Raw genomic sequence first — 26,127 nt, forward strand, 5'->3', positions numbered from 1 at the left:
TGCCGTGAGGACCTTGGATGTGGGCGTGGATGTGGGTTCGGTCAGCATCAACTGCGTGGTTGTGGAAGACGGTGAAAGGATCGTCTGGGAGGCTCCCTACCTGAGGCATTTCGGGCTGGTGGTGCCCGAAACCCGCCGCCTTCTTCAAACCGTTCTGGATCGGTTCGGCCGGGAGGCCGTTCGTTCGGTGAGTTTTACGGGCGTGCACGGCGAGCGCCTGGCCCGCCTGCTTTCCGCCCCCTACGAAGTGGAGACGGTGGCCCAGGTGCTGGGGGCGGTGCACGTGGTCCCGGGCGTGCGAACCATCATCAGCATCGGCGGCCAGGACGCCTGTCTCTTCCAGTTGGACTACGACGGCGACCAGTGGCATCTGGAAGCCTTCAACATGAACGGTCCCTGTGCGTCCGGAACGGGCTCCTTCATCGACCAGCAAGGCGAACGGCTCGCTTCCTCCCTGTACGGCCCCCGGTTCGAGATGAGTCAGGAAAAGATCCAGAAGACCCTGGAGGACTTCATCGAACTGGGGTTGCAATACTCCAGCCCGGCTCCCGTGGCGTGCCGGTGCACGGTCTTCACCAAATCGGACATGATCCATCTGCAGAACAAGGGGGAGCCGCTTCCCAATATCATCGCCGGGCTCCATTTTGGGAACGCCGCCAATTACGTGAGCACCATCGTGGCCAATCGGGAGGTGCGCGAGCCCATCCTCTTCATCGGCGGCATGGCGTCCAACCGCCTGCAGGTGGAAGCCTTTCGAAAGTATTATCCGTCGCTCCGGGTGCCGCCGCACCACACGTCCCTGGGAGCCCTGGGAGCGGCCCTTCAGGCCCGCCGGGCGGGTCTTTCCAACCGGGTGGATCCGGATCGGCTCCGGGACGATGCGGAAAGCGGCGCCGCCGAGGGCTTTCCCCGGGCCCCCCGGCTGGAGTTGCGCCAGACCCGCTTCGATCCCCGAAACGATCTGGAACCCTGGGGACGGGTGGAAAAGAATCCTCTGCCGGTTTTCTTGGGGGTGGACATCGGGTCCACCACCACCAAGTATGCCCTCGTTGAATCCCAGGGCGTGATCCGGCACAAGTGCTACGTGCAGACCCAGGGCAAGCCCATCGAAGTCACCCAAAAACTCCTTCGAACTCTGCTGGACCAGGTGGGGTCCCGGGTGAAGATCCTGGCGGTGGCCACCACGGGTTCCGGCCGGAACGTGGTGGGGGACTTTCTGGACGCGGATCTGGTGATCGACGAGATCACGGCCCACGCCCGGGGTGCGGTGGCCGTTGATCCCCGGGTGGACACCATTTTCGAGATCGGAGGCCAGGATTCCAAGTACATCCGGATCGACAACACCCACCCGCTGGATTTCGACATGAACAAGGTGTGTGCCGCCGGGACGGGCAGCTTTCTCCACGAATTGGCCAACAAGATGAAGATCAACATCGTGGGGGAATTCCAGGAGATCGCCCTGGGGGCGGAAAACCCCGTGCATCTGGCCGAACGGTGCACGGTCTTCATGGAGTCGGACCTTTTCGGATACTACCAGAAGGGGGCGCGCCGGGACGATCTGATCGCGGGCCTGTGCTACGCCGTGGTGCACAACTATCTGAATCGGGTGGTGGGGAAGCGGCGCATCGGCCGGCGCATCATGTTCCTGGGCGGTCCGTCGCTCAACAAGGCCGTGGTGGCCGCCTTCGAAAGGGTTCTGGACCGGCCTCTCATCGTCCCCCGGCATCGGGAGGTCATGGGGGCCTACGGGGCGGCCTTGGCGGTGAAGGAAGCCTTCGAACGGGGGGAGGTGACGGCCAGGGAGAGGGACCTGGAGGCGCTGGCCCAAGCCCGGGTGGGCTTCGTAGAATCCCTGTGCCGGGCGGACCGCACGTGTCACAACGAATGCAAGCTGAAGATCTACGATTTTGCGGGTCGAAAGAGCATCTGGGGAGGGGACTGCGGCCGATACGAAGTGAGCCGCCATCGGGGTCCCCAGGCGGAAAACGCCTTTTTGATCCGCCGGGACCTCTTCTGGGAGGCCATCGAGCCTTGGGCGGTCCGAGCCGATGACCTGGGAATCCCCCCCGCCTCCCCTTTGGAAAATGGGGGAGATGGCCCTGCGGGCCGCTCCAGAGGGCTCACGCCGGGCGCTTCGGGCCCTGCGCATTGCGACCGGCGAGCTTTCTCTTCCGTCCCTGACTTGGAACGGGGCGAAGGGAGCGACACTCATCACCCATCACCCGTTACCCGTCACTCGTCTCAGCCCACGGTGGGCGTTCCCTTGGGGCTCCATTCCCTGGAATGGGCGCCTTTCTGGGTCAGACTCCTGGCCGAGCTGGGACTGCGTGTGGTGGTGAGTCCGCGGACCGACAACCGCATGGTCCTGGCGGGCCTGGAATCCACGACGGCCGAGACCTGCTTTCCCGTGAAGGTCTTCCACGGGCATGTGCGCTTCCTTTCCGACAAGTGCGATTATCTCTTTCTTCCCAGTGTGATCGACATGCCGGGACCTCGGCCCGACGAGGCGGGGATGTTCTGTCCGCTGGTGGAAAGTTCTCAATACATGGTTCGGGCGGCCCTGGGAATCGACGACGCCCGGATCATCCGTCCCACCCTCTACCTGCGTGAGGGCCCGGACGCCCTGGTTCCCGCCGTGCGAAAGAGCCTTCCTTCCGCCTTGCGGCGAAGCCCGGAGCAGGTGGCCCGGGCCGTGCGCATGGCCTGGGACCACCAAACGGCCTTCCGGCGGCGGCTCCTGGAGGCCGGCCGGGAGTTTCTCCGGGGGATTCCGGAAGGGGAGCCCGTCTGGATCGTCACGGGCCGCCCGTACAATCTCCACGATGAGCGCCTCAACCTGAAGCTGGGCCGACACCTGGCACGGCTGGGTATCTGGGCCGTCCCGGCGGACATGATCTTCGTGGACGACGAGGACCTGAGCGACTTTCCCCGCATGTACTGGGGGCTGGGGGCCAGGATCCTCCGGGCGGCCAAGAAGATCGCCCGCACGCCGGCCTGGTTCGGCGTACACATGACCAACTTCAGCTGCGGTCCCGATTCCTTCCTGGAGCATTTCTACAAGCACGTGCTGGGGGAGAAGCCGGCGCTCATCCTGGAACTGGACGAGCACAGTGCCGTGGCGGGTGTGCTCACCCGGGTGGAGGCCTACCGCAACGTGGTGAAAAACGTCTATCGCGAAAGCCGGGAAGCCCTCGCGTCCGAGGCCTTCGGCCGATGGCTCAGCAATTGAGTTCCGCCGGGGCGATTCATCCTTCGCTTCTGCCTTTCGGATTTCTTGAGGCGCCGACGCCACGTATCGGATGACCGGAAATTCGGCGGCCTTTGGCTCCTTTCATCAAGGTGACGGATCATGGACGAAAGGAAAATGGACACCGCTCGACTTCGACTGGTGCAGCGCTTCGACGTGACGGGCCGGGTGCTGTTGCTGCCCCGGATGACGCCCTTCGGTACCAGGTTTCTGGCCGCGAGCTTCCGGGCCTTCGGGGTTCCCGCCGTGGTCATGGAAACCTACAAGGGCCTTTCCCTGGGAAAGGAGTACACGTCGGGAAAGGAATGTTTCCCCTGCCAGGTGACCCTGGGGGACATCCTTCATTTCCTGCAGCAGGAAAAGGTTCGGTTGGGGCCCGGCTTCGATCCCCGCCGTTATGTCTATTTTCTTCCCGAATCGGACGGCCCGTGCCGGTTCGGCATGTACAACAAGCTGCAGCGCCTGGTTCTGGATACCTTCCCCGAATACCGCGACATCCCCATCACCTACCTTTCCACCCAGGACGCCTACTCCGTGGCGGGACTCCTTCCGGCCGAAAAGGCCCGCTACTTCCGACGGGTGGCCTACGTGGCGGCCGTCATCGCCGACGTCTTCGACCGCATCGTGTGGCGGGTTCGGCCCTACGAGCTTCGGGAGGGGATGACCGACGGTTTCATGGAGGAAGCGGCCCGGGCCATGGAGTCCCTCATCGAACGGGTGGGTGAAGCCCGGGACTTTCAGGCGATGCTGGACCTGGTGGAGGACGTGGCGAAGACGGCGGCCGGCTTCGTGGACCCTCGAATTCCCCGAAAGCCCCGGATCGGCATCGTGGGGGAGATCTATCTTCGGACCCATCCCGAATCCAATCAGGACATCGTCCGGGAGATCGAACGCCACGGGGGTGAGGTGGTGGATGCGTCCATTGCCGAGTGGATCAACTTCGTGAGCCACGAGCGGCTGCGCAAGATGAAGCGCAACGCGGCGCTGGCCTTTCGCCGAAAGGACCGACGCGCCCTCAGGCAAGCCCTCAAGACCGCGGCGGTCCAGAGGGTGGAAAACGCCTGGCAGGCCTGGCGCCAGCGCCAGGTGTACGCCCGGGTGCTCCGCCATCTGGATATCCAGCCCGACCACTCCGTTCGGGAAATCGAAAAATTTCTGGACGGCGGAAGGCATTTTTCCTTTGAAATCGGAACGGAAGCCGCCTTAAGTATTGGCGGGGCGCTGGCCCACGTTCACGAAGGGTTCCACGGCATCGTCAACGTCTTTCCCTTCACGTGCATGCCCAGCACCATCTGTTCGGCGATCCTCAAGCCGCTCCTGCTCCAAAAGCGCGTGCCCTACCTGGACGCGCCCTACGACGGGACGGTCCAGCCGAACCGGGAGGTGGCCCTGAGAACCTTCGTGTATCAGGCGCGCCAGTATCGAGACCGCCAACAGAACGGGAAACGGAGGATATGACGGCACAGCATCTACTGATCAACGCGTCCCATCCGGAGGAGTTCCGAGTGGCCCTGGTGGAAGGCCAGTCCCTGGAGGGCTTTTTCATTGAGACGGCCACGCGCGGCAAGGTGGTGGGCAACATCTACAAGGGCATCGTGGTCAACGTGCAGCCTTCCCTGCAGGCGGCCTTCGTGGACTACGGGGCGGACCGAAACGGCTTTCTCCCCATCTCGGAGATCCACCCGGATTACTACGCCACCGAGGTGGAAGGGCACCCCCGGATCCAGGACGTGCTCAAGACCGGCCAGGAAGTGCTGGTCCAGGTCACCAAGGAGGAGATTGGGACCAAGGGAGCGGCGCTCACCACCTATGTGTCCATCGCGGGCCGCTACGTGGTGATCGCCCCGGGGCAATCCCAGCGGGGGGTATCCCGAAAGATCGAAGACGAAGCCCAGCGCGAGCGGCTCCGCGAGATCGCCCAGGAACTGGAACTTCCCGAAGAGATGGGGATCATCCTTCGCACGGCGGCGGAAGGGCGCACCAAGCGCGAAATCCAGAAGGATCTGCGCTACCTCATGCGCATCTGGGACGAGATCCTCAAAAGGGTCCAGGAATCCCAGGCACCGTGCCTCATCTACCGCGAGAGGGATCTGGCCATCCGGGTGGTGCGGGACTACTTCACTCCGAGCATCAAAACCATCTGGGTGGACGATATGGAGATCTTTCGGCGGGTGAAGGAGTTTTTGCGGATCATCAGCCCGCGCCACCAGCACGTGGTGAAACTCTACAAGGGCGACGCGCCCCTCTTCAACAAGTACAACCTGGAAGACCAGATCGACCAACTGTTTCAGAAAAAGGTCCCGCTCAAGTCCGGAGGCTACCTCATTATCGACACCACAGAGGCCCTGGTGGCCATCGACGTCAATTCGGGGCGGGCCACCCGGGATTCGGCCCTGGAAGAAAGCAGCTACCGGGTAAACCTGGAGGCGGCCCAGGAGATTCCCAAGCAGCTGCGCCTGCGGGATCTGGGCGGTCTCATCGTGGTGGACTTCATCGACATGCGAAGCCGCCAGCACATCCGCAACGTGGAACGCCGCCTTCGGGACGAAACCAAGAAGGACAAGGCCAAGATCAAGGTGGGGCGCATCTCCCAGTTCGGGCTGCTGGAAATATCGCGCCAGCACCTGGGGCTCAACATCCAACTGGGATCCTACCGGGACTGTCCCTACTGCGAAGGAACCGGGATGGTGCGCTCCACGGAAGCGTCCGCCGTCTGGTACCTCCGGAAGATCTGGAACGGGCTGCTCAAGGACGACGTGGTGGCCGTGCGCGGGCGCTTCTCCACCGACGTGGCCCACTATCTGCTCAACCGCAAGCGAAACGACCTGGTGTACCTGGAGGACCACTTCGGCAAGGAAATCACCATCGAAGCCTCTTCCCAGCTCGCCCCCCACGAAGGACACCTGGAATTCGTTACCGTGGAAACGGAGGAGAAGGGGTAGAGGGGTATGGGATAAGGGATATGGGGGGCTTTTCGTGCTAGGAGGCTGCCCGAGGACTCCGCCAACCGTCACTCCCGCGCAAGCGGGAGTCCATAAGTTGCCGGAAATCCTGGATCGCCGCTCCCCGTTCAAGCCGGGGACAAGTTTCGCGGAAATGACGAATGGGCGTTGAATGACGGAGATCAGTCGTTTTCGGACAGCCTCGTAGGGGATCGGTTCCCGCCGGCTGTGGTCAGACGATCACGAACTTCTTGATGAGCCTCACCACCTGGTCGGGTTCGTCCACCACCGTGACCAGATCCGGGTCGTCCGACGAGATGAGGTGCCTGGCCAGGAGCGTATCCCGGATCCACTGGAGCAGCCCGTTCCAGTAGTCGCTCCCCACCAGGATCACGGGAAAGGGCTTGATGCGCTTGGTCTGCATGAGGGTGAGGGCCTCGAAGACTTCGTCCAGCGTGCCGAAGCCGCCCGGCATGCCCACGTAGGCCTGGGCGTATTTCACGAACATCACCTTGCGGACGAAGAAGTACTTGAACTTGATCTGGACGTCGGCGTAGGAATTTCCTTCCTGTTCCATGGGCAGTTCGATGTTCAGTCCCACGGACCGGGCGCCCCCTTCCCGGGCTCCCTTGTTGCCGGCTTCCATGATGCCGGGCCCGCCCCCCGTGATGATGTTGTATCCCGCCTGGGCCAGCTTACGGGCGATCTCCACCGCCTTTTCGTAGTCTGGATCGCCGGGACGCACCCGCGCCGACCCGAACATGCTCACGGCCGGGTAGATGTCCGCCAGCACCTCGAACCCGTCCACAAATTCCGCCATGATCTTGAACAAACGCCAGGAATCCTGCACCGTCATCGCGTCGATGATGTACTGTCGCTCCTTCATCTGCCACTCCCATGGTTTCGTGGATAATCCAACCGTTCCGGAAGGACTCAACCCTAGCACACCTCACTCCCAAATCCCAAGGGAGCTGCTTCCTGGTTGGTCCGCGACCGCGATCTTTTTCGTCCGCTCATTTCCTCGGCGATGTTTGTCGCGAAAGGCCCTTGGAGCTTGTCCGAGAACAAGTTTCCTTCGTCAACCGACGAAGGATCCTCCTTCTTTCGTAGCCGCGGGGCTTCAGCCCCGCGGAAAAGGGGTCGCCATAAACCAATAAAGTGAGAGGTAACAACTGATGGCCCATCCGACGTTGGAAGATTCCTCCGCAGCCCTAAAGGGCTGCGCTACGAATAACGTGGTCGTCCCTGGCGTTCTGAGACAAGCTCCTTGGGCCTTGTCCCTTCCGCCTTTTTCCTCCCATCATCGGGAAATGTATTGAATGACGATAGAAAATTCGTTATCAAGCCAATGCGCTTGGACCATGCACCAAAAGCGACTTTTTCCCAGACGGAAACGGAGGCCGACATCCTATGGAAATGAAAGAATTCGTGAGAACCGCCCTCAGGAAGGTGAGCCGGAAGCTGGAAGCCGGCACCCTGGACCGGAACGAAGAGGGCTACTCCTTCGCCGAAGAAATGTTGCTGGACTGGATCTGGATCGAACTGAAGGAGGAGGCTCCGGACAAGGACGCCGTCATCCGGATGGAACTGGACGATCTGTACGAGATCATCGAAAGCGACGCCAAGATCTACGACGAATACCAGATCATCCTGGAGTCCTTGAAGCCGGAAGAAGAATAAGCGGCCGGCCAAGGCCCCTTTCGAACTGGAGCGCTCCCCGGGGGCGCTTTTTTTGTTGGGGCCTTCGCGGCCCATGGAAAGAAGGGAAAATGGACGAAGTCAAACTGAAACCGGGGGCGGACCGGCGGGTGATCCAGGGACACCGCTGGATCTTCAGCAACGAAGTGGACGGTCCCCTCAAGGATTTTGAGCCGGGCCGGTGGGTGGACGTGGTGTCGCCCAAGGGCGTCCGGCTGGGTTCGGGCTACATCAACCCCCATTCCCTCATCGCCGTGCGTCTGGCCGCACCCGCCGGGGTGAGGCCGGATCGGTCATGGCTGGAAGAGCGGATCCGGCAGGCGCTGCGTTACCGGCAGCAGGCGTATCCCGGCGAGAACACCTACCGGCTCGTGTACGGCGAGTCGGACGGGCTGCCCGGATTGATCGTGGACCGCTACGAGGACGTCTTGGTCGCTCAGGTGACCACGGCGGGCATGGCCGTCCTGGAGCCCATGGTGGAGGAGGTGCTGGCGGATCTCCTGCAACCCCGCGCCGTGGTGGCCCGAAACGACACCCGTGCGCGCCTCCTGGAAGGACTTTCGCTGGAAAAACGGGTGGTCCGAGGCGACCTTCCCGAATCCCTCCAAGTGCCGCTCCACGGGCTCACCCTGACCGTGGACCCCCTGAACGGCCAAAAGACCGGCCTCTTTCTGGATCAGCGGGACAACCGGGAAGCCCTCCGCCGGTGGGTGAAGGACGCGGAGGTGCTGGATCTTTTCTGCTATCAGGGGGCTTGGAGCCTGGTGGCTGCCGCGTCGGGCGCCCGCCGGGTGGTGGGGGTGGACCAGTCCCGTGAAGCCGTGGATCGTGCGGCCCGCGATGCGGCCGCAAACGGCCTGGAAGACCGTTGCCGGTTCCATGCCTCGGACGTTCTCGATTTTCTCAAGAGGGCCGGCCGCAACGCCTTCGACGTGGTGATCCTGGACCCCCCGGCGTTCGCCAAGACCAAGAGCGCTCTCAAGAACGCCCTCCGGGGCTACACGGACCTCAATCGGCGGGCCATGCTGGCGCTCCGGCCCGGCGGCATCCTGGTGAGCTGCTCCTGTTCCTACCACGTGTCCGAGCCCCTCTTTCAGGACATGCTGGTTCGGGCCGCCCAGGCGGCGGGAAGAACCCTGCGGATTCTGGAAGCCCGGGGCCAGGCGCTGGATCACCCGGTTCTGGCCGCCATGCCGGAAACCCGGTATTTGAAGTGCCACTTCCTCCAGGTCCTGGATAGAACATAGGACGGAAGGATTGAAGGATTGAAGGATCAAGGATTAGAGGATCAGGGAGGGGCATGGACTTGGGGCGGCGGAGTCCGCCTCCCGCCTCCCGGTTCCCGGATTACGGATCACGGATTCCGGCGCCGCCTTTACAAGAACAGGCGGGATGGATTATCAAGGAAAGAAATGAGCGGCAGTCGAGCATTTATCCGAAACCCGGTCCGTGCCGATGCGTTTAGGGAGCCCGCTTCTTGTCGTCGGCATCGCCCATCGCACACGAATCCGGTTGAAAGGCTGAAGGAGTTCCCCATGGTACGCTGCTTCATGAGACGAATTTCACATGTGGTGGTCTTTCTTTTTCTGCTCCTGCCGTGGTTTTGGTCGAGCCCGGTGCACGCCCAAGGCCCGGGTCCCCTGGATGTGATCAAGAGCGGCACCGATCGGGCCCTGGCGGTCCTGAACGTCTGCCGCGACGAAGAGTCCGATGAGGTGCGGCGGCAAAAGCGGGAAGAGATCAAGAAGATCGCCTACGACTACGTGGATTTTGAAGAAATGGGCCGCCGTGCGCTGGGGCGCCACTGGAAGAAACTCACCCCGGCCCAGCAGGACGAATTCCTGCGTCTCTTTAAGGACCTGCTCTATTTCACCTACATCGGTCGGGTGGACACCTACACCTGCGGTCAGAAGCAGACCATCGCCTATGACGAGGAAAGAATCCTGGGCCGTTACGCCCAGGTCAAGACCCGGGTGGCCTACCAGGACCAGATGGTTCCCGTGGAATACCGCATGATCCAGACGGACAAGGGCTGGATGGTCTACGACGTGGTGATCGAAGGGGTGAGCTACGTGAACAACTACCGCAAGCAGTTCGATTCCATCCTGGTCAACAAGTCGGTGGACGATCTGTTCGCCATGCTCAAGGACAAGGTCGCCGAGTTGGAAAAGAATGACAGCCTTGGGGCCGGAAGGACATCGAAAGAGGCTTCGTGAGCGGTTCCTTCGAAGCGGCTTGGAGGGGTTCCACGACCACGAGGTCCTGGAACTCCTGCTCACCTTCGCCATCCCCCGAAGGGACGTAAAACCCGCGGCCAGGGCCCTCCTGGAGCGGTTTCAGTCGCTTTCCGCGGTCCTGGACGCCACGGTCCAGGAACTGACCCAGGTGGATGGAGTGGGGCCTCACGCGGCCCTGCTCCTCACTCTCCTTCCCCGGCTTCTGGAAAGATACCATCAGGATCGGTGGCGGACCGTCACCACGCTCGGTTCCACCCGGGACGCCGTGCGCTACCTGCAAGGGCATCTGGAAGCGGAACGAAAAGAGATCTTTTGCATTTTGGCCCTCAACAGCCAGAACGGGCTCATCGCCGTGGAGCGAATTCAGGAAGGGACCGTCAACCGCACGGCCGTCTTTCCCCGCCTGGTGGTGGAAGCGGCCCTGAGGCACCGGGCCACGGCCGTCATCCTGGCCCACAACCACCCCAGCGGAGAGCCGGAGCCGTCCGCGGCGGACCGGCAGCTCACGCGGAAGCTTCGCCGCCTTCTGGGAGACCTGGACATCGCCGTCCACGACCACATCATTTTGGCGGGCCCCCGCTATTACTCCTTTGCCGAAAGAGGGGAGATGGACTGATGGAAAAGACCATGCCGGCCGTGGTGGTGCGCGAAACGGAAGACCGGGGCGGTTGGAATGCCCTGGAGCTTGCCCGGGTGGCGCGTCCCGTGCCCGGTCCGGGAGAAGTGCTGGTGCAGGTGGAAGCCTGCTCCGTCAACCGGGCGGATCTTCTGCAGCGCCGCGGTCTCTATCCCCCTCCGCCGGGCGCCCCGGACATCCCGGGGCTGGACCTGGCGGGCTACGTGGTGGAGCGGGGCTCGGCGGACGTGGCCTGGAACGAAGGGGACCGAGTCTTCGGCGTGGTGGCCGGAGGCGGCTATGGGCGCTACTGTGCCGTGCCCGCTGAACACCTCCTGCCCATCCCGGAAAACCTTTCCTTTGTGGAAGCTGCGGCCGCCGCGGAGGTCTTCATCGTGGCCCATCTCAACCTTTTCCTGGAAGGGGGCATGGTCTCCGGCGAGACGCTCCTTTTGCACGGGGGCGGAAGCGGCGTGGGAACGGCAGCGGTCCAGCTGGCCAGGGCCAAGGGCGTGCAGGTGGCCGCCACCTGCGGTGAAGACTGGAAGGTGGAGCGGTGCCGGGATCTGGGGGCGGATCTGGCGCTGAACTACAAGACAGGCGATTTTGCGGAGGCCGTTCGGACCTGGACCGAAGGGCTCGGCGTGGACGTGATCCTGGACTGGATCGGCGCGCCCTACCTGGAAAGACACGTGGACCTTCTGGCTCCCCGGGGACGCCTCATCTTCATCGGCCTCATGGGCGGCCACCAGGCGAGTTTTTCCCTGGCGCCGGTCCTCACCAAGCGGCTACGCCTCCTGGGATCGGTTCTTCGCAGCCGGTCCCGGGAAGAGAAGGCCAAGATCATTGCGTCTTTCCAAAAAGAAGTGCTGCCGATGCTTGCCCGCGGCCGGGTGAAGCCCGTGGTGGATCGGATCTTTCCCATCACCGAAGCGGAAGCCGCGCACCGGTACTTGAAGGACGGCAAGCATTTCGGCAAGATCGTCCTCCAGTGGAACGAATAAAGGATTAAGGATTGAAGGATTAAAGGATTAGGAGCTGCGGAGTTCCGTGGAATAATGGTCCAAGAAAGGGTACGGAGCAGGGTGGAAGAGGAAAACGGCCGAGGGTGGATCTCACTGGAAGGGGTGGATTTCGTCCGATCGAAAAAGGAAATCCTTCGCCGGATTTCCTGGCGCGTGGAACCGGGCCAGCACTGGGCCGTGGTGGGAGCCAACGGGTCGGGAAAGACCACGCTCCTTCTTCTTCTGGCCGGGTATCTGTGGCCCACCCGGGGTGCGGTCACGGTGCTGGGCAAAACCTTCGGACAGGTGGACCTGAGGGAGCTTCGCAAAAGCATCGGCTGGGTGGGTTCCTTCCTGCAGGAGCGGATTCCTCCCGGCCAAAGGCCGCTGGATCTCATCGTGGGGGGAAAGTTCGCCTCCATCGGGGTCTTCGACGCGCCCACGGAGGCGGACTATGAAAAGGCGCGGCGGCTCGCCCGGCGGCTGGGCTGCGATCACGTGCTGGAAAGCCCCTACGGGGTGCTGAGCCAGGGGGAAAAGCAGCGGATGCTCATCGCCCGGGCGCTCATGTGCGACCCCCGCCTTCTCATCCTGGACGAGCCCTGTTCAGGCCTGGACGTGGTGGCCCGGGAACGCCTTCTCGCCACGCTGGATGCGCTGGGGACTTCCCCGGACGGGCCCACGCTGGTGCTGGTGACTCACCATCTGGAAGAGATCACGCCCGCCTTTTCCCACGTCCTGCTTCTGAAAGACGGCCGCTGCCTGGCCCATGGCCCCAAGGACGGCGTGCTCACGGCGGAAAACCTGCAGGAAGCCTTCGGCCTTCCCATGCACGTGGAGCGGCGGGGCGGCCGCTACTGGGCCCACCCCAAAAACCCCTCCTAATCCTTTAATCCTTTAATCCTTTAATCCTTCAATCCTTTATCCCATACCCCTACTCGTACACTTTTTCTTCCACATCGTCGGCGCCCGGGGCGTCCATCTCCACGTCCCGGGTGAGGCGCGCCTCCTTCATCTTCCAGTATTCCTTGTACCACTCGTTGGCGATGATCACCGACATGATCTCGTTGGTGCCGGTCCAGATGGACGCCAGCCGAAGATCGCGGTAGATGCGCTCCACGGGAAAGATGGTGGTGTAGCCGATCCCGCCCATGACCTGCATGGCGTTGTGGGCCACCTTCTGGCACGACTCGGTGACGAACTTCTTGGTTTCCGAGATCATGCGCCGGACGGTGGAAGCCGGCGCGCCCTCGTCCACGGCCTTGGCGGTCACGTGCACCATGGCCCGGGAGGCGTCCAGGAGCATGGCCGCCTCGGCCACCTGGAAGCTCACCCCCTGGAATTCGTTGATGGGGCGCCCGAAGGCCTTCCGGCGCGTGGAATAGCCCGTGGCCACCTCCAGGGCGGGCCGGGCGGCGCCGACGGTCATGGCGGCCGTTCCCAGCCGTTCGGGAATCATCATGGTCTTGAAGACCTCCACACCCCCGTTCACGGCCCCCAGCACGTTTTCCCTGGGCACCTTCACGTCCCGGAAGACCAGGCGGCTGGTGCCTCCGCCGCGGCATCCCATGAGGCCGTACAGATAGGACGTTTCCACCCCGGGGCCCCGGTCCACGATGAAACAGGTGATCCCCTTATGGGGTTCCGCATCCGGGTCGGTCCGCGCATAGACCAGGAAGTAGTCCGCGCCCTCCCCGCCCACGATGAAGCGCTTCTGGCCGTTCAGGACGAAGTGGTCCCCCTTGTCCACCGCCGTGGTGGTGGCCCCGAAAAAGTCCGATCCGCCCCGGGGTTCGGTGAGGCACTCGGCGGCGAAGATCTCCCCCTTGAGCAGAGGCTTTACGTAGCGCTCCTTCTGGGCGTCGGTGCCGTGAAGCACGATGGCGTCGCAGACCAGTTCCGCCCCAACCCCGAAGGTGCAGGCAAAGATATAGCCCAGGGTTCCCACCTCCTCCATGGCCACGCAGGTGCTCACCCAGTCCATTTCCCGGCCGCCCCATTTCTTGGGATAGCGGCAGCCCAGGAGGTTCCGCCGGCCGGCTTCCTGCAAGAATTCCTTGGGAAAGCGGATCTTGTCCGCATCCATGTCGAGGATCATTTGGCGCGGCACGGACTTGACGAAATCGCGCACTTCGTCGCGCCACCGGCGCGTCCTTTGGTCCAGCAAGTGGTCGAACATGACCGGATCTCCTTTTCTGGGTTCAAAATCAAAACATCTCCCGAAGCTTGTACTTCATCACCTTGCCGGTGGGGGTGTGGGGCAGGGCGTCCACGAAGTGGTAGATCCGTGGAATCTTGTATCTGGCCAGACGATCCTGGAGAAACCGGCTGAGTCCTTCCGGGCTGGGTTCCGCTCCCGGCGCCGGCACGACGATGGCCGTCACCGTCTCACCCCAGTCGGGATGCGGGGTTCCGATCACGGCCACCTGGGCCACGTGGGGGTGTTCCACCAGGGCGTCCTCCACCTCCTTGGAATAGACGTTCTCGCCGCCGGTTACGATCATGTCCTTCAGCCGATCCACGATATAGAGATAGCCGTCCTCGTCGATGCGTGCCATGTCTCCCGTCCGGTACCAGCCGTCGCAAAAGACCTGGCGGGTGGCTTCGGGATCGTCCAGGTAGCCCTGCATCATGGAATCGGCCTTGAGCCAGATTTCGCCCGTCTCGCCCGGGCCGGCTTCCTCGGTTTCCGATTTCATGACGATGAGGTCCGCGCCGGGAAGGCCCTTGTTGCCGATGGAGCCCGCCTTGGTGGCGTGGGCGCGGGGAGGGAGCACCGTGCCGGTGGGGCCCGCTTCGGTCATGCCGTAGACCTGGTAGAACCGGTCGCTCTTGTAGCGCGCCTGGAGCATGCGGACGGTCTCCGGGGCGATGGGGCCGCCGCCGTAGATCCACGCCCGCATGGATGAAAGGTCGAAGTCGTCGAAGTTGGGGATCATCTGAAGGGCCAGGAGATAGGAGATGGGAGCGCCGAAGTAGAGGGTGCAGCGCTCGTCCTGGACCGCCTGCAGGAAGTGGAGCGGGTGATATTCGCGAAGGAGTACCGTGGTGGCTCCCACGTAGCAGGCTCCCAGGAACCAGTTGTTCAGCGGGGAGGAATGCCAGATGGGCATGGCCATGAGAAGCCGGTCGTATTCGTCCATCTTCACGGCCAGGGCCCCGGTAATGGCCGCCATGATGACGCTTCGGTGGGTGAGGACGCAGCCCTTGGGCTTTCCCGTGGTGCCGCTGGTGTAGAGGATCTCGGCCGTGGCGTCGTCAGAAACGGCCACGGGCTGGAACGCCGGTGCGGATTCCAGCAGTTCCGCCAGCAGGGGCCGGTCCGGAGCCGGGCTGTCCAGGGCGATCTGGGGGATGGGAAGGTTGAGGGCGCTCGCCGTTTTGGGCGAGAGACCCGTCGAAGAGAAAGATCTTGGCGCCGCTGTGCTCCAGGATGTAGCGCACTTCCGGAGCGGCCAGCTTGTGGTTCACGGGCACCACGGCGGCTCCGGCCTTCTGGGCCCCGAAAAAGGTTGTGACGAAATCGGGCGTGTTCTGGCTCATGACAGCCACCACGTCCCCGGGCTCGATCCCCCGGGCCTGCAAAACCCCCGCGGCCCGTTCCGCCCGATCCTTGAGTTCCCGGAACGACACGCCCCGGCCCTGGTACCGGATCGCGTCCTTGGATCCGAACTTTCGTGCATTGCGGTCCACCATCTCCACCAGATTCATGGCTTTCCCTCCCGTTTGAGTTCTTCCAGGCGCTTTTCCAGCTTCTTCTGGACGGCCAAAAGGTCCTGCTCCAGGAGGATCAGGTCCCGCATGCGGTCCCGGATCTCCTCCAGCTTCCTGCGGCCGTAGGCCAGGCTTTTTTCGATCTGGGCCACTTCGTCCACGTCCGTATCCGCCATGCCGATCATCTCGGCGATCTCGTCCAGGCTGAACCCGAAGCGCTTGCCGCGCAGGATGAGTTTCAGGCGCGCCCGGTCCTTGGCGGTGTAGATGCGCTGGTTTCCCGGCGTGCGCCGGGGGCTGATAAGGCCCTTTTCTTCGTAGAAGCGGATGGCCCGGGGGCTGATGTCCAACTGGGCGGCCAGCTGGGAGATGGTGAAGGTCTGTTTCGTGCGGTTTTCCTGCGATGTCATGGCGACCCCCTATAAGTAACGTTAACGTTAACGTAAGGTCTTCCGGCCTGTCAAGTCTTCGTCTTGAAGGTGCAAGGTGCAAGGTGCAAGGGGAAAGGGATAGGGGATAGGGTTGACGGGGCGGGATCTTCCTGGAAAGGCAGCGAGATCAGTAGGGGTTTCGTCTGCGGCCTCCCATTGCGAAAGAAGTGCGCATTGCGACGGGCACCCGGCGGAAAGATACCCCGTGACATCCCCCTCCACTCCCAGCCACGTTTTTAACGCCTCACGCCTTTTCCCTTGACGTGCGGGGAGGTTTTGGGGCATCTAACTGAACGAGCGCCCAGTTAGATGGGCCGGGACCCTCTCCCCTCTCCCACGTGCACACGCTCCCTGGGCTCCCCCCTGACCCGCTCTGCCCGGTCCCGAAAAACCCGAGTCCATCCGACCTGACCCCCGGAAGGGCGTCTGAAAATGCTGGGGATGATCGCTTCTTTCCTAGTGCCGCCCTTGAGGGCTGCGGAAGAGCCCCCGGACGCCGGATAGGCCCCCGGGTGCTGGCTCTGACTTCAAAGGGTTGCCATGGCCCTTTCCCGCGGAGCTGAAGCCCCGCGGCTTCGAAGGGAACGGAACTTCCCCGACATCTTGAGCCGCAGAGCCCTTCTCAGACAAGCTTCCGGGCGCCGCCAAGACGGAGAACCCTGAACCCCACCGGAACCAAAGGAGGATCCCATGCTGGACAGTGTCGGCGACGTGTTGACTCTCACCGCAGGCAAGTTTCCCCATAAGACGGCGGTCATCAACTACGGCGGACCGTCCCTCACCTTCTCCCAGCTCAACGAACGCGCCAACCGGCTGGCCAATGCCTTGAGCCGCCTCGGGGTGCGCAAAGGGGACCGGGTGGCCTACCTTTTTCCCAACACCAGCACCTTTTTGGAAATCCATTTCGCCGTGGCCAAGATGGGGGCCGTGGGCGTGCCGCTCAACGTCCGGCTGGTGGGCCGGGAACTCCACTACCAGATCGACCACGCGGACGCCGTCTGCGTCATCTTCCACCAAGCCTTCCACGACACCGTGGCGTCCATCAAGGGCGACCTTCCCAAGGTGCGGGCCTTCCTCTGCCACGGCCGGGAAGGGGACGGCGTCCTGTCCTACGAATCGGTCCTGCAGGGGGGAGATCCCCGGGAACCCGACGAGACCGTGCTTCTCTACGACCAGAACGTGGTGCTCTACACGGCCGGGACCACCGGTGTTCCCAAGGGAGCGGTCCTCAGCCACAAGAATTCCCTTTTCAACGCCATGGCCATGATCATGGACTACGGCATGCGCCACGACGATGTGCTCCAGGTGGTGCCGCCCCTCTACCACAGCGCCTCCCTGAACGGATTCGCCGTCACGGGGGTTCTGCTGGGGGCCACCCAGGTTCTCCACGCCGCGGTGGACCTGGGTGAGATCTTCCAGAGCATCCAGGACCACCAGGTCACCTTCACCTGGGGGCCCGCCACCCTTTGGCGCATGCTCCTGGCCTACCCGGACCGCGGCCGCTACGACACGTCCAGAGTCCGCATGGTGATCAACGGCGCCATGTACATGCCCGCCGACATGCGCCGGGCGGTCCTGGAGATGTTCCCCAACGCGCGGATGGGCGATACCTACGGCATGACCGAGGCCTCTCCGTGCACAACGATCCTTCGCCCCGAAGACGTGCTTCGAAAACCCGCTTCCGTGGGCGTACCCCTCACCATCTGCGACGTGAAGATCTTCGACGAAAGCGGCCGGGAACGGCCCCCCGGCCAAGTGGGCGAGATCGTCAACCGCGGAAACTTCATGATGGGCTACGACAAGAACCCCCAGGCCACGGCGGAAGCCGTCCGGAACGGCTGGTACCACACGGGCGACCTGGGAAAGAAGGACGAGGAGGGCTTCATCTACCTGGTGGACCGGAAAAAGGACATGATCGTCACGGGAGGTGAAAACGTCTATTCCCGGGAGGTGGAGGAGGTGATCGCGTCCCATCCGGCGGTTTTCGAGACGGCCGTGATCGGCCTTCCCGACGAGAGGTGGGGGGAGCGTGTGACCGCCGTGGTGGTCCCCCGCCCGGGGGCCGCCGTGAGCGAAGAGGAGATCCTGGCCCACTGCCGGAAGAACCTGGCCGGATACAAGTGCCCCAAGGCCGTCGTCTTCCGGGAGGAACTTCCCAAGAGCGCCGCCGGAAAGATCCTCAAGAAGGACATTCGAGCCGCGCTCGTGGGGTAGAAGGCAAGAGGCGAAAGGGGAAAGGCAAAAGGTAAAAGGGGGAGGGGGAAAATGGCAGGGAGTATGGGACACGCCTCCGTCTATCCCCTACCCCTTATCCCTTCTAATCCTTGTCCCTTTCTTGATCCATTCCAGGGAATTTCATAGCCGAATCAGCAAAATGGAGGACCAGCCATGAGCCAACTCATCCAAGGATTTCCGGCCACGTCCAACGACGACTATCCGCTCAACATGATCACCTTCCTGAAACATGCGGCCCGGACCTATCCGGAGGCGGAGGTGGTGTCCCGGAATCTGGACGGGAGCCTCCACCGGACCACCTACGGCGAAACCTGGATCCGCGTGAAACGGCTCGCCAAGGCCCTGCAAGGGATCGGGGTGCGGCCGGGCGACCGGGTGGGCGCCCTGGACTGGAACACCCACCGGTTCATGGAACTCTACTTCGCCGTATCAGGCGTCGGCGCGGTCCTCCTGGAACTCAACCCCCGCATTTCCGGTGCCGAACGGGCCTACGTGGTGAACCACAGCGAAGCCCGGTTCGTGGCCGTCTGTGCCTCCCTGTTGCCCCTCATGGAACCCTTGGCGGCGGAATGTCCCACCGTGCAGGGAGTGATCGTCCTGGACGATCTGGGCCGGGGTCTTCCTGAAACCGCTTACCCCGCCGCTCACGACTATGAAGCGCTCATTGCGGAAAGCGACGACGACTTCGATTTTCCCTGGATCGACGAACGGTCGGCCTGCACGGCCTGCTACACGTCCGGGACCACCGGAAAGCCCAAGGGGGTCTACAATTCGCACCGGGCCATGTACCTGCACACCCTGGCCATCGCCCAGGCCTTGAACATGACCCAGGACGATGTCATCCTGCAGATCGTTCCCATGTTCCACGCCCAGGGCTGGGGCATGTTTTTCTGCGGGCCCATGCTGGGGGCGAAACTGGTCTTTCCAGGCCGCTACACCATGGAGGACCCCTCGTCCCTCGTGGATCTTCTGGTGGAACAGAAGGTGACCGTGACCTGCGGGGCGCCGGCCATCTTTCTGCCCATGCTGCACCACATCAAGAAGATGAGCCAAAAGCCGGATCTCACGGGTCTTCGCATGATCAGCGGCGCCACGGAACCGCCCCTGGCCCTCATGAAGGGATACCATGAACTGGGCGGCGCCCGGGTGATCCACGCCTACGGGGCCACGGAAACGGCTCCCCTGGTGACCGTGAACCACCTGAAGCCGACCCTGAAGGACCTTTCGGAAGAGGAACGCTGGGAGCTCCGAAAGAAGCAGGGCCTTCCCGTTCCGGGGCTGGACGTGAAGGTGGTGGGCCCCGACGGGACGGAACTTCCCCGGGACGGGAGCAAGGTGGGCGAAGTGCTCATCCGCGGTCCCTGGATTACCCGTAGCTACTACAACGATCCCCGGAGCGACGAATCCTTCGCCCGGGACGGTTACTGGCGAAGCGGCGATGCGGGAACCATCGACCCCAACGGGTACCTGAAGATCACCGACCGCTTCAAGGACCTCATCAAGAGCGGCGGGGAGTGGATCTCGTCCATCGACCTGGAAAACGCCATCATGGCGCATCCGGACGTGCTGGAGGCGGCCGTGATCGGCATCCCGCATCCCAAGTGGGAGGAACGGCCGCTGGCCCTGGTGGTGCCCCAGGAAAGCGCCCGGGGAACCCTCACCAAGGAGGCCGTCCTGGACTTCATCCGCCCCCATTTCGCCAAGTGGCAGCTGCCCGACGACGTGCTCTTCGTGGACGCCATCCCCAAGACCAGCGTGGGCAAATTCGCCAAGCGCGTGGCCCGGGAGCAATATGCGGACTACTATGGAGTGACGAGTAATGAGTGACGAGTAATGAGTGACGAGTAATGAGTGACGAGTAATGAGTGACGAGTAATGAGTGACGAGTAATGAGTGATGAGTAATGAGTGATGAGTAATGAGTGATGAGTAATGAGTGATGAGTAATGAGTGATGAGTAATGAGTGATGAGTGATGAGTGCAGATTCGATGATTGCTCCCCCCTTTGTCAAAGGGGGGGCGGGGGGGATTGAATAAGTGATAGGTGTGACATATGCGGGGAGCCTGTCCGTGGAAGGGAGGATGGAAAACGATGCCTGAACTGGTGGAAATCGTCGATCATGGAATGGTTCGCGAGGTGGCCATGAATCGGCCCAAGAACCTGAACGCTCTGAACTTGCAGCTCATGACCGAACTGGCCGACGCCCTCACGGCCGCGGCGGCGGACGCTTCCGTCCGCGGGGTACTCCTGACGGGCCGGGGCAAGGCCTTTTGCGCCGGAGGGGACCTGAAGTGGGCTCTGGACTTTGCCGACGATCCGGGGGTGTCCTTCCATACCCTGGCCGGTCAGCTCAACCGGGTGGCGGTGGAACTTCGCAACATGCCGAAACCGGTGGCGGCCGCCGTCCAGGGAGCGGCGGCAGGCGCGGGCTTCACCCTGGCGCTTGCCTGCGATTTTCGGGTGATGGAAAAGTCGGCCTTCTTCCAGCAGGCCTACACGTCCAACGGGTTATGCATCGACGGGGGAGGCACGTTCACCCTGCCGCGCCTGGTGGGGATGGCCCGGGCCCTGGAGATCGCCGCCTTCGACGAACGGATCCCGGCCGAGAAGGCCCTGGAATGGGGGCTGGTCACCCGGCTGGCCGAAGACGGCGCCGCCCGGGACGAGGCCCTCGACATGCTCAATCGCCTGGCCGAACGTTCGCTTCATTCCTTCGCCCGCTGCAAGGATCTCTTCAACCGGGCTTTCCAGAACGACTTCGAAACCCAGGCGGAACGGGAACGCCGGGCCCTGGCGGCATGCGCCCGTCACGAAGACGGCCGGGAAGGGCTGCGGGCGTTTGTGGAAAAACGACCACCCAAGTTTGTGTGAGATGCAAGGTCAAAGGGACAAGGCCAAAGGTAAAGGGATAAGGGATAAAGGGGTGTGGGATATGGGGTAGGGGGGCATGTTCCTTTCCCCTTGCCCCTTTAACCTTTGACCTTTCACCTTTTACCTTTTCCCTCCCACCCCGAAAGGAGCGCGCTCATGGTGCAAGGAAAACCGCTGAAGAGTGAGGATCAGGGGCACTATCACCGTTTCGACCGGGAGAGCATCCAGTTTCTGCGGACGCGCTACAACCGCATCACCCGCTGGGTCATCGCGGATATCGTGCGGCGAAGCGCCTACCGCTATCCCCACAAACCCGCTCTCATCTTCGGAGACAAGGTGCTCACCTACGCCCAGCTGGAGGAAGCCACCAACCGCGTGGCCCAGGGGCTCCTCTCCCTGGGACTCCGGCGTTTCGACCGGGTGGCCATCCTGGCCCACAACACCCTCCACCACGTGCTCACCTGGCTGGGCACGGCCAAGGCCGGAGGCATCTACCTGGCCATCAACTATCTGTTGCGGGGAAAGGACATCGCCTACTGCATCAACCATTCGGAAGCGCGCTTTTTCATCGTGGAAGACGCTCTGGCCGAACTGGTGGACGGCGTTTTGGACGACATGCCCACGGTGTCCCACCGGATCTGGTCCAACCAGGGGGCGGGAAAAACGGCCCCGGAAGGCTGGCTCGACTTCGACGCCTGGACGGAGGCCCAGTCCCCGGAAGAGCCGGCCGTGGACCTCTACATCGAGGATCCCGTGCAGATGACCTATACCAGCGGCACCGAGTCCCTTCCCAAGGGCGTGGTGCTCACCAACCAGTCCCTCATGGCCCAGTACATGGGGGCCATCGTGGACGGGGAGTATTCCTCCGAGGACGTGAACCTGAACGCGCTGCCCATCTTCCACTGCGCCCAGCGCGATGTCTTCCTCACGCCCTTCCTGTGGCTGGGGGCCACCAACGTGCTGCTTCCCACGGCCGATGTGCCCACCATCCTGGAACAGATCGAAAGACACCGGGCCACGGTCTTTTTCGCCCCGCCCACGGTCTGGATCGGGCTCTTGCGCCATCCCGACTTCGAAAAGCGGGATCTTTCTTCGGTGCAGAAGGGCTACTACGGCGCCTCCATCATGCCCGTGGAGATCCTCAAGGAGATCCAGCGGCGGCTGCCGTCCTGCCGGCGTCTTTACAACTACTACGGCCAGACGGAGCTTTCCCCGTACCACACGATCCTCAAACCCGCCGACCAGCTCACCAAGCCGGGTTCCGCCGGCATGGGCGGCCTCAACATGGAAACCACCCTCCTGGACGACCTGTGCCAGCCCGTGGAAGTCCCGGGTGTTCCCGGCGAAATCTGCGGCCGCGGCCCCCATGTGATGCTCATGTACTTCAAGGATCCGGAAAAGACCGAAGAGGCCATGGCCGGCGGCTGGTTCCATTCGGGGGATGTGGGCGTTCTGGACGGGGACCGCTACATCACCGTGGTGGATCGCAAGAAGGACATGGTGAAGACGGGCGGCGAAAACGTGTCCACCCGGGAGGTGGAGGAGGTGATCTACACGGATCCGCGGGTGTCGGAGGTGGCGGTGATCGGCGTGCCCCATCCCAAGTGGGTGGAGGCGGTGACGGCCATCGTGGTGCCCAAGGCGGGCGAGACCGTCACGGAAGAGGAGATCATCGCCCTGTGCAAGCGGGAGTTGGCCGGCTTCAAGGTGCCCAAGGCCGTGGTGGTGGTGGATGCCCTTCCCAAGACGCCCACGGGGAAGATCCTCAAGCGCGACCTCCGAAAGCACTACAACGATCTTTTCCGCTGATGGCATGCAGACGTCGGGATCCGACGGCCTTCCGGCCCCCCGGCCGGGGCCGTCCCGGCGTCTGCTTCAACGCACTCAGGCTTTTGCGCTCGGCCGCAGCCGGCCTCTTGCGCGGTGCGCCAAGGACCGGCAGCCCTATTTGAGCCGCAATGCGATTCAAAAAGACGCAATAGATGAACTTCCGGGAACTGATCCCGAACCCTTCTTACCAATTTCTTGTCGGCGGTCCAGAGTTCAGTTTCGAGGCGTCGAGAGAGGGCTAGATAATGAGCTTTGCAGGTGGCTAAAAGACACATCTACCGGGCAATTTGAAGTGCTTCCTCATGAAGGATCGGATCACCGCCGCGTCGTGCCACGATCCGGCGGTTCAAGAGAAAGATGTCTTCCAACGTTTTTTCGTAATCGACGGCATGTTGGCCGGTGAGACGGTCGTATTCTTCGGCGGGCATGATGACCACGCTGGGGCGTCCCTTCTTTTCTACGATGAAGGTTTCCCCGTTCGTCTCGGCGCGGCGCAAAACCTCCCCAAAACGGTCTCTCGCCTCCCGTGCAGTGAGGACATGGGGCATCTTGTTCCTCCACTGTCTTCCAAGAGCAATCGTGTAATCTTTTTTTATATGAAACGCGAATCTGTTCCACTCGTGTGTGCGGCCTGTAGGGGTGAATAATCATTCGCCCCTACAGGTGTCTGCTTGCCAAAGGTGCGTTTCATTCTTCGTTGTCACGGGCCGTCCGTGATGGGGGCTTATTGGACTCTGCCGACGGAACCAGGCAAGAGAGCATTCTGTTGCGCCTGTTTCAGCAAGCTCCTTTATCCCATACCCCATACCCCATATCCCTTCCCCCTTGCGCTCACAACCGCCGTCCCCACCGCAGCGCGTTCATGGGAAGGGCGCAGCCCAGCTCGTCCTGGATCCATTCGGCGCCCAGGCGGCGAAGGGGCAGGAACAACAGGCGCTTGGCCCGGAAGGCAAACCGGGCGCCGCGGATTCGCGGGAAAAAATCCTCCTTGGCGGTCGCCACGGCGCCCAGCAGGATGGGCGTGAACTGGAAGGCTTCCAAGGCCGGAAGGGTCACGGGATAGAGTCCGTTCCGGGGCGCCTTGCTCCGCGGGGGAAGATCGGGCTGGGCCACGGTGGCGAAGCGCGCCAGCCGAAGCAGGTGCTTGGGAGACACCTTGAAGGCGGGTACCAGGAAACGGAAGGGGCGGGACGCCGCCCCCGGAGGCGTTCTTTGGGGGAGGTTGGCCAGGCGCACGAAGTCTCCCACGGTCTCCAGAGGCAGTCCCCCGCAGGAAATATCGAGAACCCAAAAGGGCACCCAGGCGGCGTCCGGCAAATCGTTGTGGGAAAAGGATGCCTCCACGCGCTGAAAGCCCGTGGGCCCCATTTCCCAGAAGGAGTCGCAGTTGCGGCAGAAAAGGACCAGCGTGTCCCGGTCCCCTTCCAGGTCGTCGCCGCAGTGGGGGCAGAGCGTGGGCCGGAAGACCGGCGGAGAGGGCGAAGGGGCCGGCCGGGGAGGTTCCACCGGGACTTCGGGCGGGATCGCACCCGGTGAGATCCTTCGGCCCGTCACGGCATCCACCCACGCGCCGTCTTCCTGGAAGACGGGGCTGTGGATCAGGCTCAGGGTCTCGCCGATGAAGGCCTGGAAGAAGGGCTTTCCGGAAGTTGCCTTGAGGCGCCCTCTTAGGCCGTGTCCCAGCCGTTTCAGGAATTCCTTTCGGGGGACGGAGGCGGCGAGAAAGCGTCCGGGGCTTTCCGGCCCGGCAAAGCGCAGCGGAAGGGCCTGGGGCCGCAGCCCCAGGGAGCAGGGAAGGCCGGGAAGAGGGTCGGCGGCGCAGGCGCTGGTGTCCAGAACGCGGTGGACCACCCGGTCCCCGTCCAGGGCGAAGACCAGGCCGCGGAATCGCCAGTAGGGGACCAGCAGCAGGTCCTTCCGGGCGGGGGCGGGCGGCAGGACGTAGGAAAAATGGGGCCGCTGGTCCACGAAGAGGCGCACCCGGCAGAAGGGGCACTGGAGGATCCGGTCCGTCTCCTCCAGGACCACGGTGCCCCCGCACTGGGGGCACGATTGGTGGATCTGGAAACTAGAGACGTTCACCGCACTGGTCGCAGAAGGCGGCCTGCGGCAGGTTCACGGCCCCGCAGTTGCCGCACTTCTTTTCCCGGGGTTTTTCGGCCACCGCGTTGCCGCACCGGGGGCAGAACCGCGCGTTGGGCGGCACGTTCTTGCCGCAGTAGGGGCACTGGTCGAAAACCACCAGGTGGTGTCCGCAAAAGGGGCAAAAGCGCGCATCGTCCGGAACGCTCCGGCCGCAGTCGGGGCAGGCGGCACCGGGTGGCTGAGGGCCTCCCGGGGACGTGGTTTCCTTTCCCGGATCCGGCGCGTCCTGGGTCAAGGCGCGGCCCAGAAGGCCCGGCATCATGAAGGCCAGCCCCAGCCCGGCGCCCTCTCCGGCGGCTCCCGGATTTTCCGCCGCCTTTTCCAGGGCCGTCGCCGCCTTGAGCTTCAAAAGCTTGTTCAGGTCGTCGAAGAGCCCCAGCTTGCTCCGGTCGTCCATGGCCTGCTGGACCTCGGGCGGCGGTGTGATGGCGTTGATGTAGAGATGGGTGAGCGACATGCCGAAGTGGGCCAGGTCTTCGGCCAGGCGGGCCCGGAGTCGTTCCGCCCACTGGTCGTAGCGGCCGGGCAGGTCCAGGATGGTGGTAAGTTCTTCCCCCATGAAGTCGTTCAGGCGCGACACGATCACGCGGCTCAGGTATTCCTCCACGTCTTCCGTGGAAAACCGCCCCAGGGTTCCCACCAGTCGATTGATGAAAAGCAGGGGCTGCACGATGCGGACGTTGTAGATCCCGTGGGCCCGAAGCCGGATGAGTCCCAGTTCCCGGTCCTTGAAGGCCACGGGATCCCGGGTGCCCCACTTGAGGTTCGTGAAGACCTTGGTGTTGACGAAATAGACTTCGGCGCGCAGGGGGCTGGTGAAGGCCCAGGGAAGACTCAAGAGCTTCGTGAGGATCGGGATGTTGGCCGTTTTCAGGGTGTGACGTCCCGGGCCGAACCCGTGCACGGCCTTTCCCTGGTAGAAGAGCACGGCGGCCTGGCTTTCGCGCACGGTGAGCTGTGCGCCGAACTTGATCTCGCCGGAACCTTCCTCGGGGATGCGGTGGAGCATCTCCCGGCCGGTGGGATCGAACCATTCGATGACTTCCAGGAAGACAAGATTGTGGGTGCCCATGAGCCGTCCTTTCGCGGAGTTTGCGGGGTTCCGATCCTCTTAACGGCAGATCCGCCCGATCCCTTGACAAAAAAGAGCGCACTTC

The 26,127-nt window shown here is 63.0% G+C and carries 21 protein-coding genes; 13 read left to right on the top strand and 8 right to left on the bottom strand.

Annotated features, from left to right (window positions below; all coding sequences use genetic code 11):
* Positions 1-4: 4 nt before the first annotated feature.
* The 3 genes from BUB04_RS19840 (at position 5) to BUB04_RS09695 (ending at position 6,189) form a co-directional block, all read left to right on the top strand.
* Complete coding sequence (locus tag BUB04_RS19840; protein WP_245795163.1) at positions 5-3,229, top strand: acyl-CoA dehydratase activase; 3,225 nt, start codon at positions 5-7, stop codon at positions 3,227-3,229.
* Between the two features lie 120 nt (positions 3,230-3,349).
* Complete coding sequence (locus BUB04_RS09690; RefSeq protein ID WP_073038795.1) at positions 3,350-4,705, top strand: CoA activase; 1,356 nt, start codon at positions 3,350-3,352, stop codon at positions 4,703-4,705.
* Entirely contained in the window at positions 4,702-6,189 is a 1,488-nt protein-coding gene (locus tag BUB04_RS09695) for an Rne/Rng family ribonuclease (RefSeq protein ID WP_073038798.1), read from the top strand. Before BUB04_RS09690 ends, BUB04_RS09695 begins: the two co-directional genes overlap by 4 nt.
* A gap of 232 nt (positions 6,190-6,421) precedes the next feature.
* On the opposite strand, the gene BUB04_RS09700 is transcribed toward BUB04_RS09695, so the two are convergent.
* Positions 6,422-7,075 (bottom strand): LOG family protein, encoded by a 654-nt coding sequence (locus tag BUB04_RS09700; RefSeq protein ID WP_073038800.1) that lies wholly within the window; start codon positions 7,073-7,075, stop codon positions 6,422-6,424.
* 524 nt (positions 7,076-7,599) lie between these two features.
* Between BUB04_RS09700 and BUB04_RS19330 the strand changes: the two genes are divergently transcribed.
* The 6 genes from BUB04_RS19330 (at position 7,600) to BUB04_RS09730 (ending at position 12,629) form a co-directional block, all read left to right on the top strand.
* Positions 7,600-7,869, top strand: a complete 270-nt coding sequence (locus BUB04_RS19330) for a hypothetical protein (protein ID WP_073038802.1) — start codon at positions 7,600-7,602, stop codon at positions 7,867-7,869.
* Positions 7,870-7,958: 89 nt separating this feature from the next.
* Entirely contained in the window at positions 7,959-9,134 is a 1,176-nt protein-coding gene (locus BUB04_RS09710) for a class I SAM-dependent rRNA methyltransferase (protein ID WP_073038804.1), read from the top strand.
* 288 nt (positions 9,135-9,422) lie between these two features.
* The gene (locus BUB04_RS09715; RefSeq protein ID WP_178371956.1) at positions 9,423-10,103 is read left to right on the top strand and encodes an MlaC/ttg2D family ABC transporter substrate-binding protein; all 681 of its coding nucleotides are present in this window, start codon (positions 9,423-9,425) and stop codon (positions 10,101-10,103) included.
* Positions 10,060-10,740 (top strand): RadC family protein, encoded by a 681-nt coding sequence (gene radC / locus BUB04_RS09720; RefSeq protein WP_073038806.1) that lies wholly within the window; start codon positions 10,060-10,062, stop codon positions 10,738-10,740. Before BUB04_RS09715 ends, radC begins: the two co-directional genes overlap by 44 nt.
* Positions 10,740-11,744 (top strand): NAD(P)H-quinone oxidoreductase, encoded by a 1,005-nt coding sequence (locus tag BUB04_RS09725; protein ID WP_218588418.1) that lies wholly within the window; start codon positions 10,740-10,742, stop codon positions 11,742-11,744. The genes radC and BUB04_RS09725 overlap by 1 nt, the downstream gene beginning before the upstream one ends.
* A 54-nt stretch (positions 11,745-11,798) precedes the next feature.
* Positions 11,799-12,629: an ABC transporter ATP-binding protein gene (locus BUB04_RS09730; protein WP_073038808.1), complete on the top strand. Its 831-nt coding sequence runs from the start codon at positions 11,799-11,801 to the stop codon at positions 12,627-12,629.
* 49 nt (positions 12,630-12,678) lie between these two features.
* Here the strand turns inward: BUB04_RS09730 and BUB04_RS09735 are convergent, their stop codons facing one another.
* From BUB04_RS09735 to BUB04_RS09745, 4 genes are read right to left on the bottom strand one after another with little or no spacing between them, the layout of a single operon-like run.
* Positions 12,679-13,923, bottom strand: a complete 1,245-nt coding sequence (locus BUB04_RS09735; RefSeq protein ID WP_073038810.1) for an acyl-CoA dehydrogenase family protein — start codon at positions 13,921-13,923, stop codon at positions 12,679-12,681.
* Positions 13,924-13,951: 28 nt separating this feature from the next.
* Positions 13,952-15,100 carry a class I adenylate-forming enzyme family protein gene (locus BUB04_RS20080; protein ID WP_337833397.1) on the bottom strand — a complete coding sequence of 383 codons (1,149 nt, stop codon included), beginning with the start codon at positions 15,098-15,100 and terminating at the stop codon, positions 13,952-13,954.
* A complete protein-coding gene (locus tag BUB04_RS20085) occupies positions 15,003-15,455 on the bottom strand; it encodes an AMP-binding protein (RefSeq protein ID WP_218588420.1) in 453 nt (150 codons plus the stop codon). The genes BUB04_RS20080 and BUB04_RS20085 overlap by 98 nt, the downstream gene beginning before the upstream one ends.
* Entirely contained in the window at positions 15,452-15,868 is a 417-nt protein-coding gene (locus BUB04_RS09745; protein ID WP_073038812.1) for a MerR family transcriptional regulator, read from the bottom strand. The genes BUB04_RS20085 and BUB04_RS09745 overlap by 4 nt, the downstream gene beginning before the upstream one ends.
* Before the next feature lie 711 nt (positions 15,869-16,579).
* Between BUB04_RS09745 and BUB04_RS09750 the strand changes: the two genes are divergently transcribed.
* From BUB04_RS09750 to BUB04_RS09765, 4 genes are all read left to right on the top strand, one after another.
* A complete protein-coding gene (locus tag BUB04_RS09750; RefSeq protein ID WP_073038813.1) occupies positions 16,580-18,103 on the top strand; it encodes a class I adenylate-forming enzyme family protein in 1,524 nt (507 codons plus the stop codon).
* Positions 18,104-18,277: 174 nt separating this feature from the next.
* Positions 18,278-19,951, top strand: a complete 1,674-nt coding sequence (locus BUB04_RS09755) for a long-chain fatty acid--CoA ligase (protein WP_073038815.1) — start codon at positions 18,278-18,280, stop codon at positions 19,949-19,951.
* 264 nt (positions 19,952-20,215) lie between these two features.
* On the top strand, positions 20,216-20,995 hold the full coding sequence (locus BUB04_RS09760) for an enoyl-CoA hydratase/isomerase family protein (protein ID WP_073038817.1): 780 nt from the start codon (positions 20,216-20,218) through the stop codon (positions 20,993-20,995).
* A 156-nt stretch (positions 20,996-21,151) separates the two neighbouring features.
* Positions 21,152-22,804: an acyl-CoA synthetase gene (locus BUB04_RS09765; RefSeq protein WP_073038819.1), complete on the top strand. Its 1,653-nt coding sequence runs from the start codon at positions 21,152-21,154 to the stop codon at positions 22,802-22,804.
* 296 nt (positions 22,805-23,100) lie between these two features.
* Here BUB04_RS09765 and BUB04_RS09770 read toward each other — a convergent pair whose 3' ends face one another.
* The 3 genes from BUB04_RS09770 to BUB04_RS09780 all read right to left on the bottom strand — a co-directional run bounded on the left by BUB04_RS09770 (position 23,101) and on the right by BUB04_RS09780 (position 26,042).
* Positions 23,101-23,373 (bottom strand): type II toxin-antitoxin system Phd/YefM family antitoxin, encoded by a 273-nt coding sequence (locus BUB04_RS09770; RefSeq protein WP_073038821.1) that lies wholly within the window; start codon positions 23,371-23,373, stop codon positions 23,101-23,103.
* A 283-nt stretch (positions 23,374-23,656) separates the two neighbouring features.
* Positions 23,657-24,907, bottom strand: a complete 1,251-nt coding sequence (locus BUB04_RS09775; RefSeq protein WP_143156438.1) for a TFIIB-type zinc ribbon-containing protein — start codon at positions 24,905-24,907, stop codon at positions 23,657-23,659.
* Positions 24,894-26,042, bottom strand: coding sequence for an SPFH domain-containing protein (locus BUB04_RS09780; RefSeq protein WP_073038825.1), 1,149 nt, complete (start codon positions 26,040-26,042; stop codon positions 24,894-24,896). The genes BUB04_RS09775 and BUB04_RS09780 overlap by 14 nt, the downstream gene beginning before the upstream one ends.
* Positions 26,043-26,127: the final 85 nt, after the last annotated feature.

The organism is Desulfacinum infernum DSM 9756 (assembly GCF_900129305.1).
In the GTDB taxonomy this organism is placed as follows: Bacteria; Desulfobacterota; Syntrophobacteria; order Syntrophobacterales; family DSM-9756; genus Desulfacinum; species Desulfacinum infernum.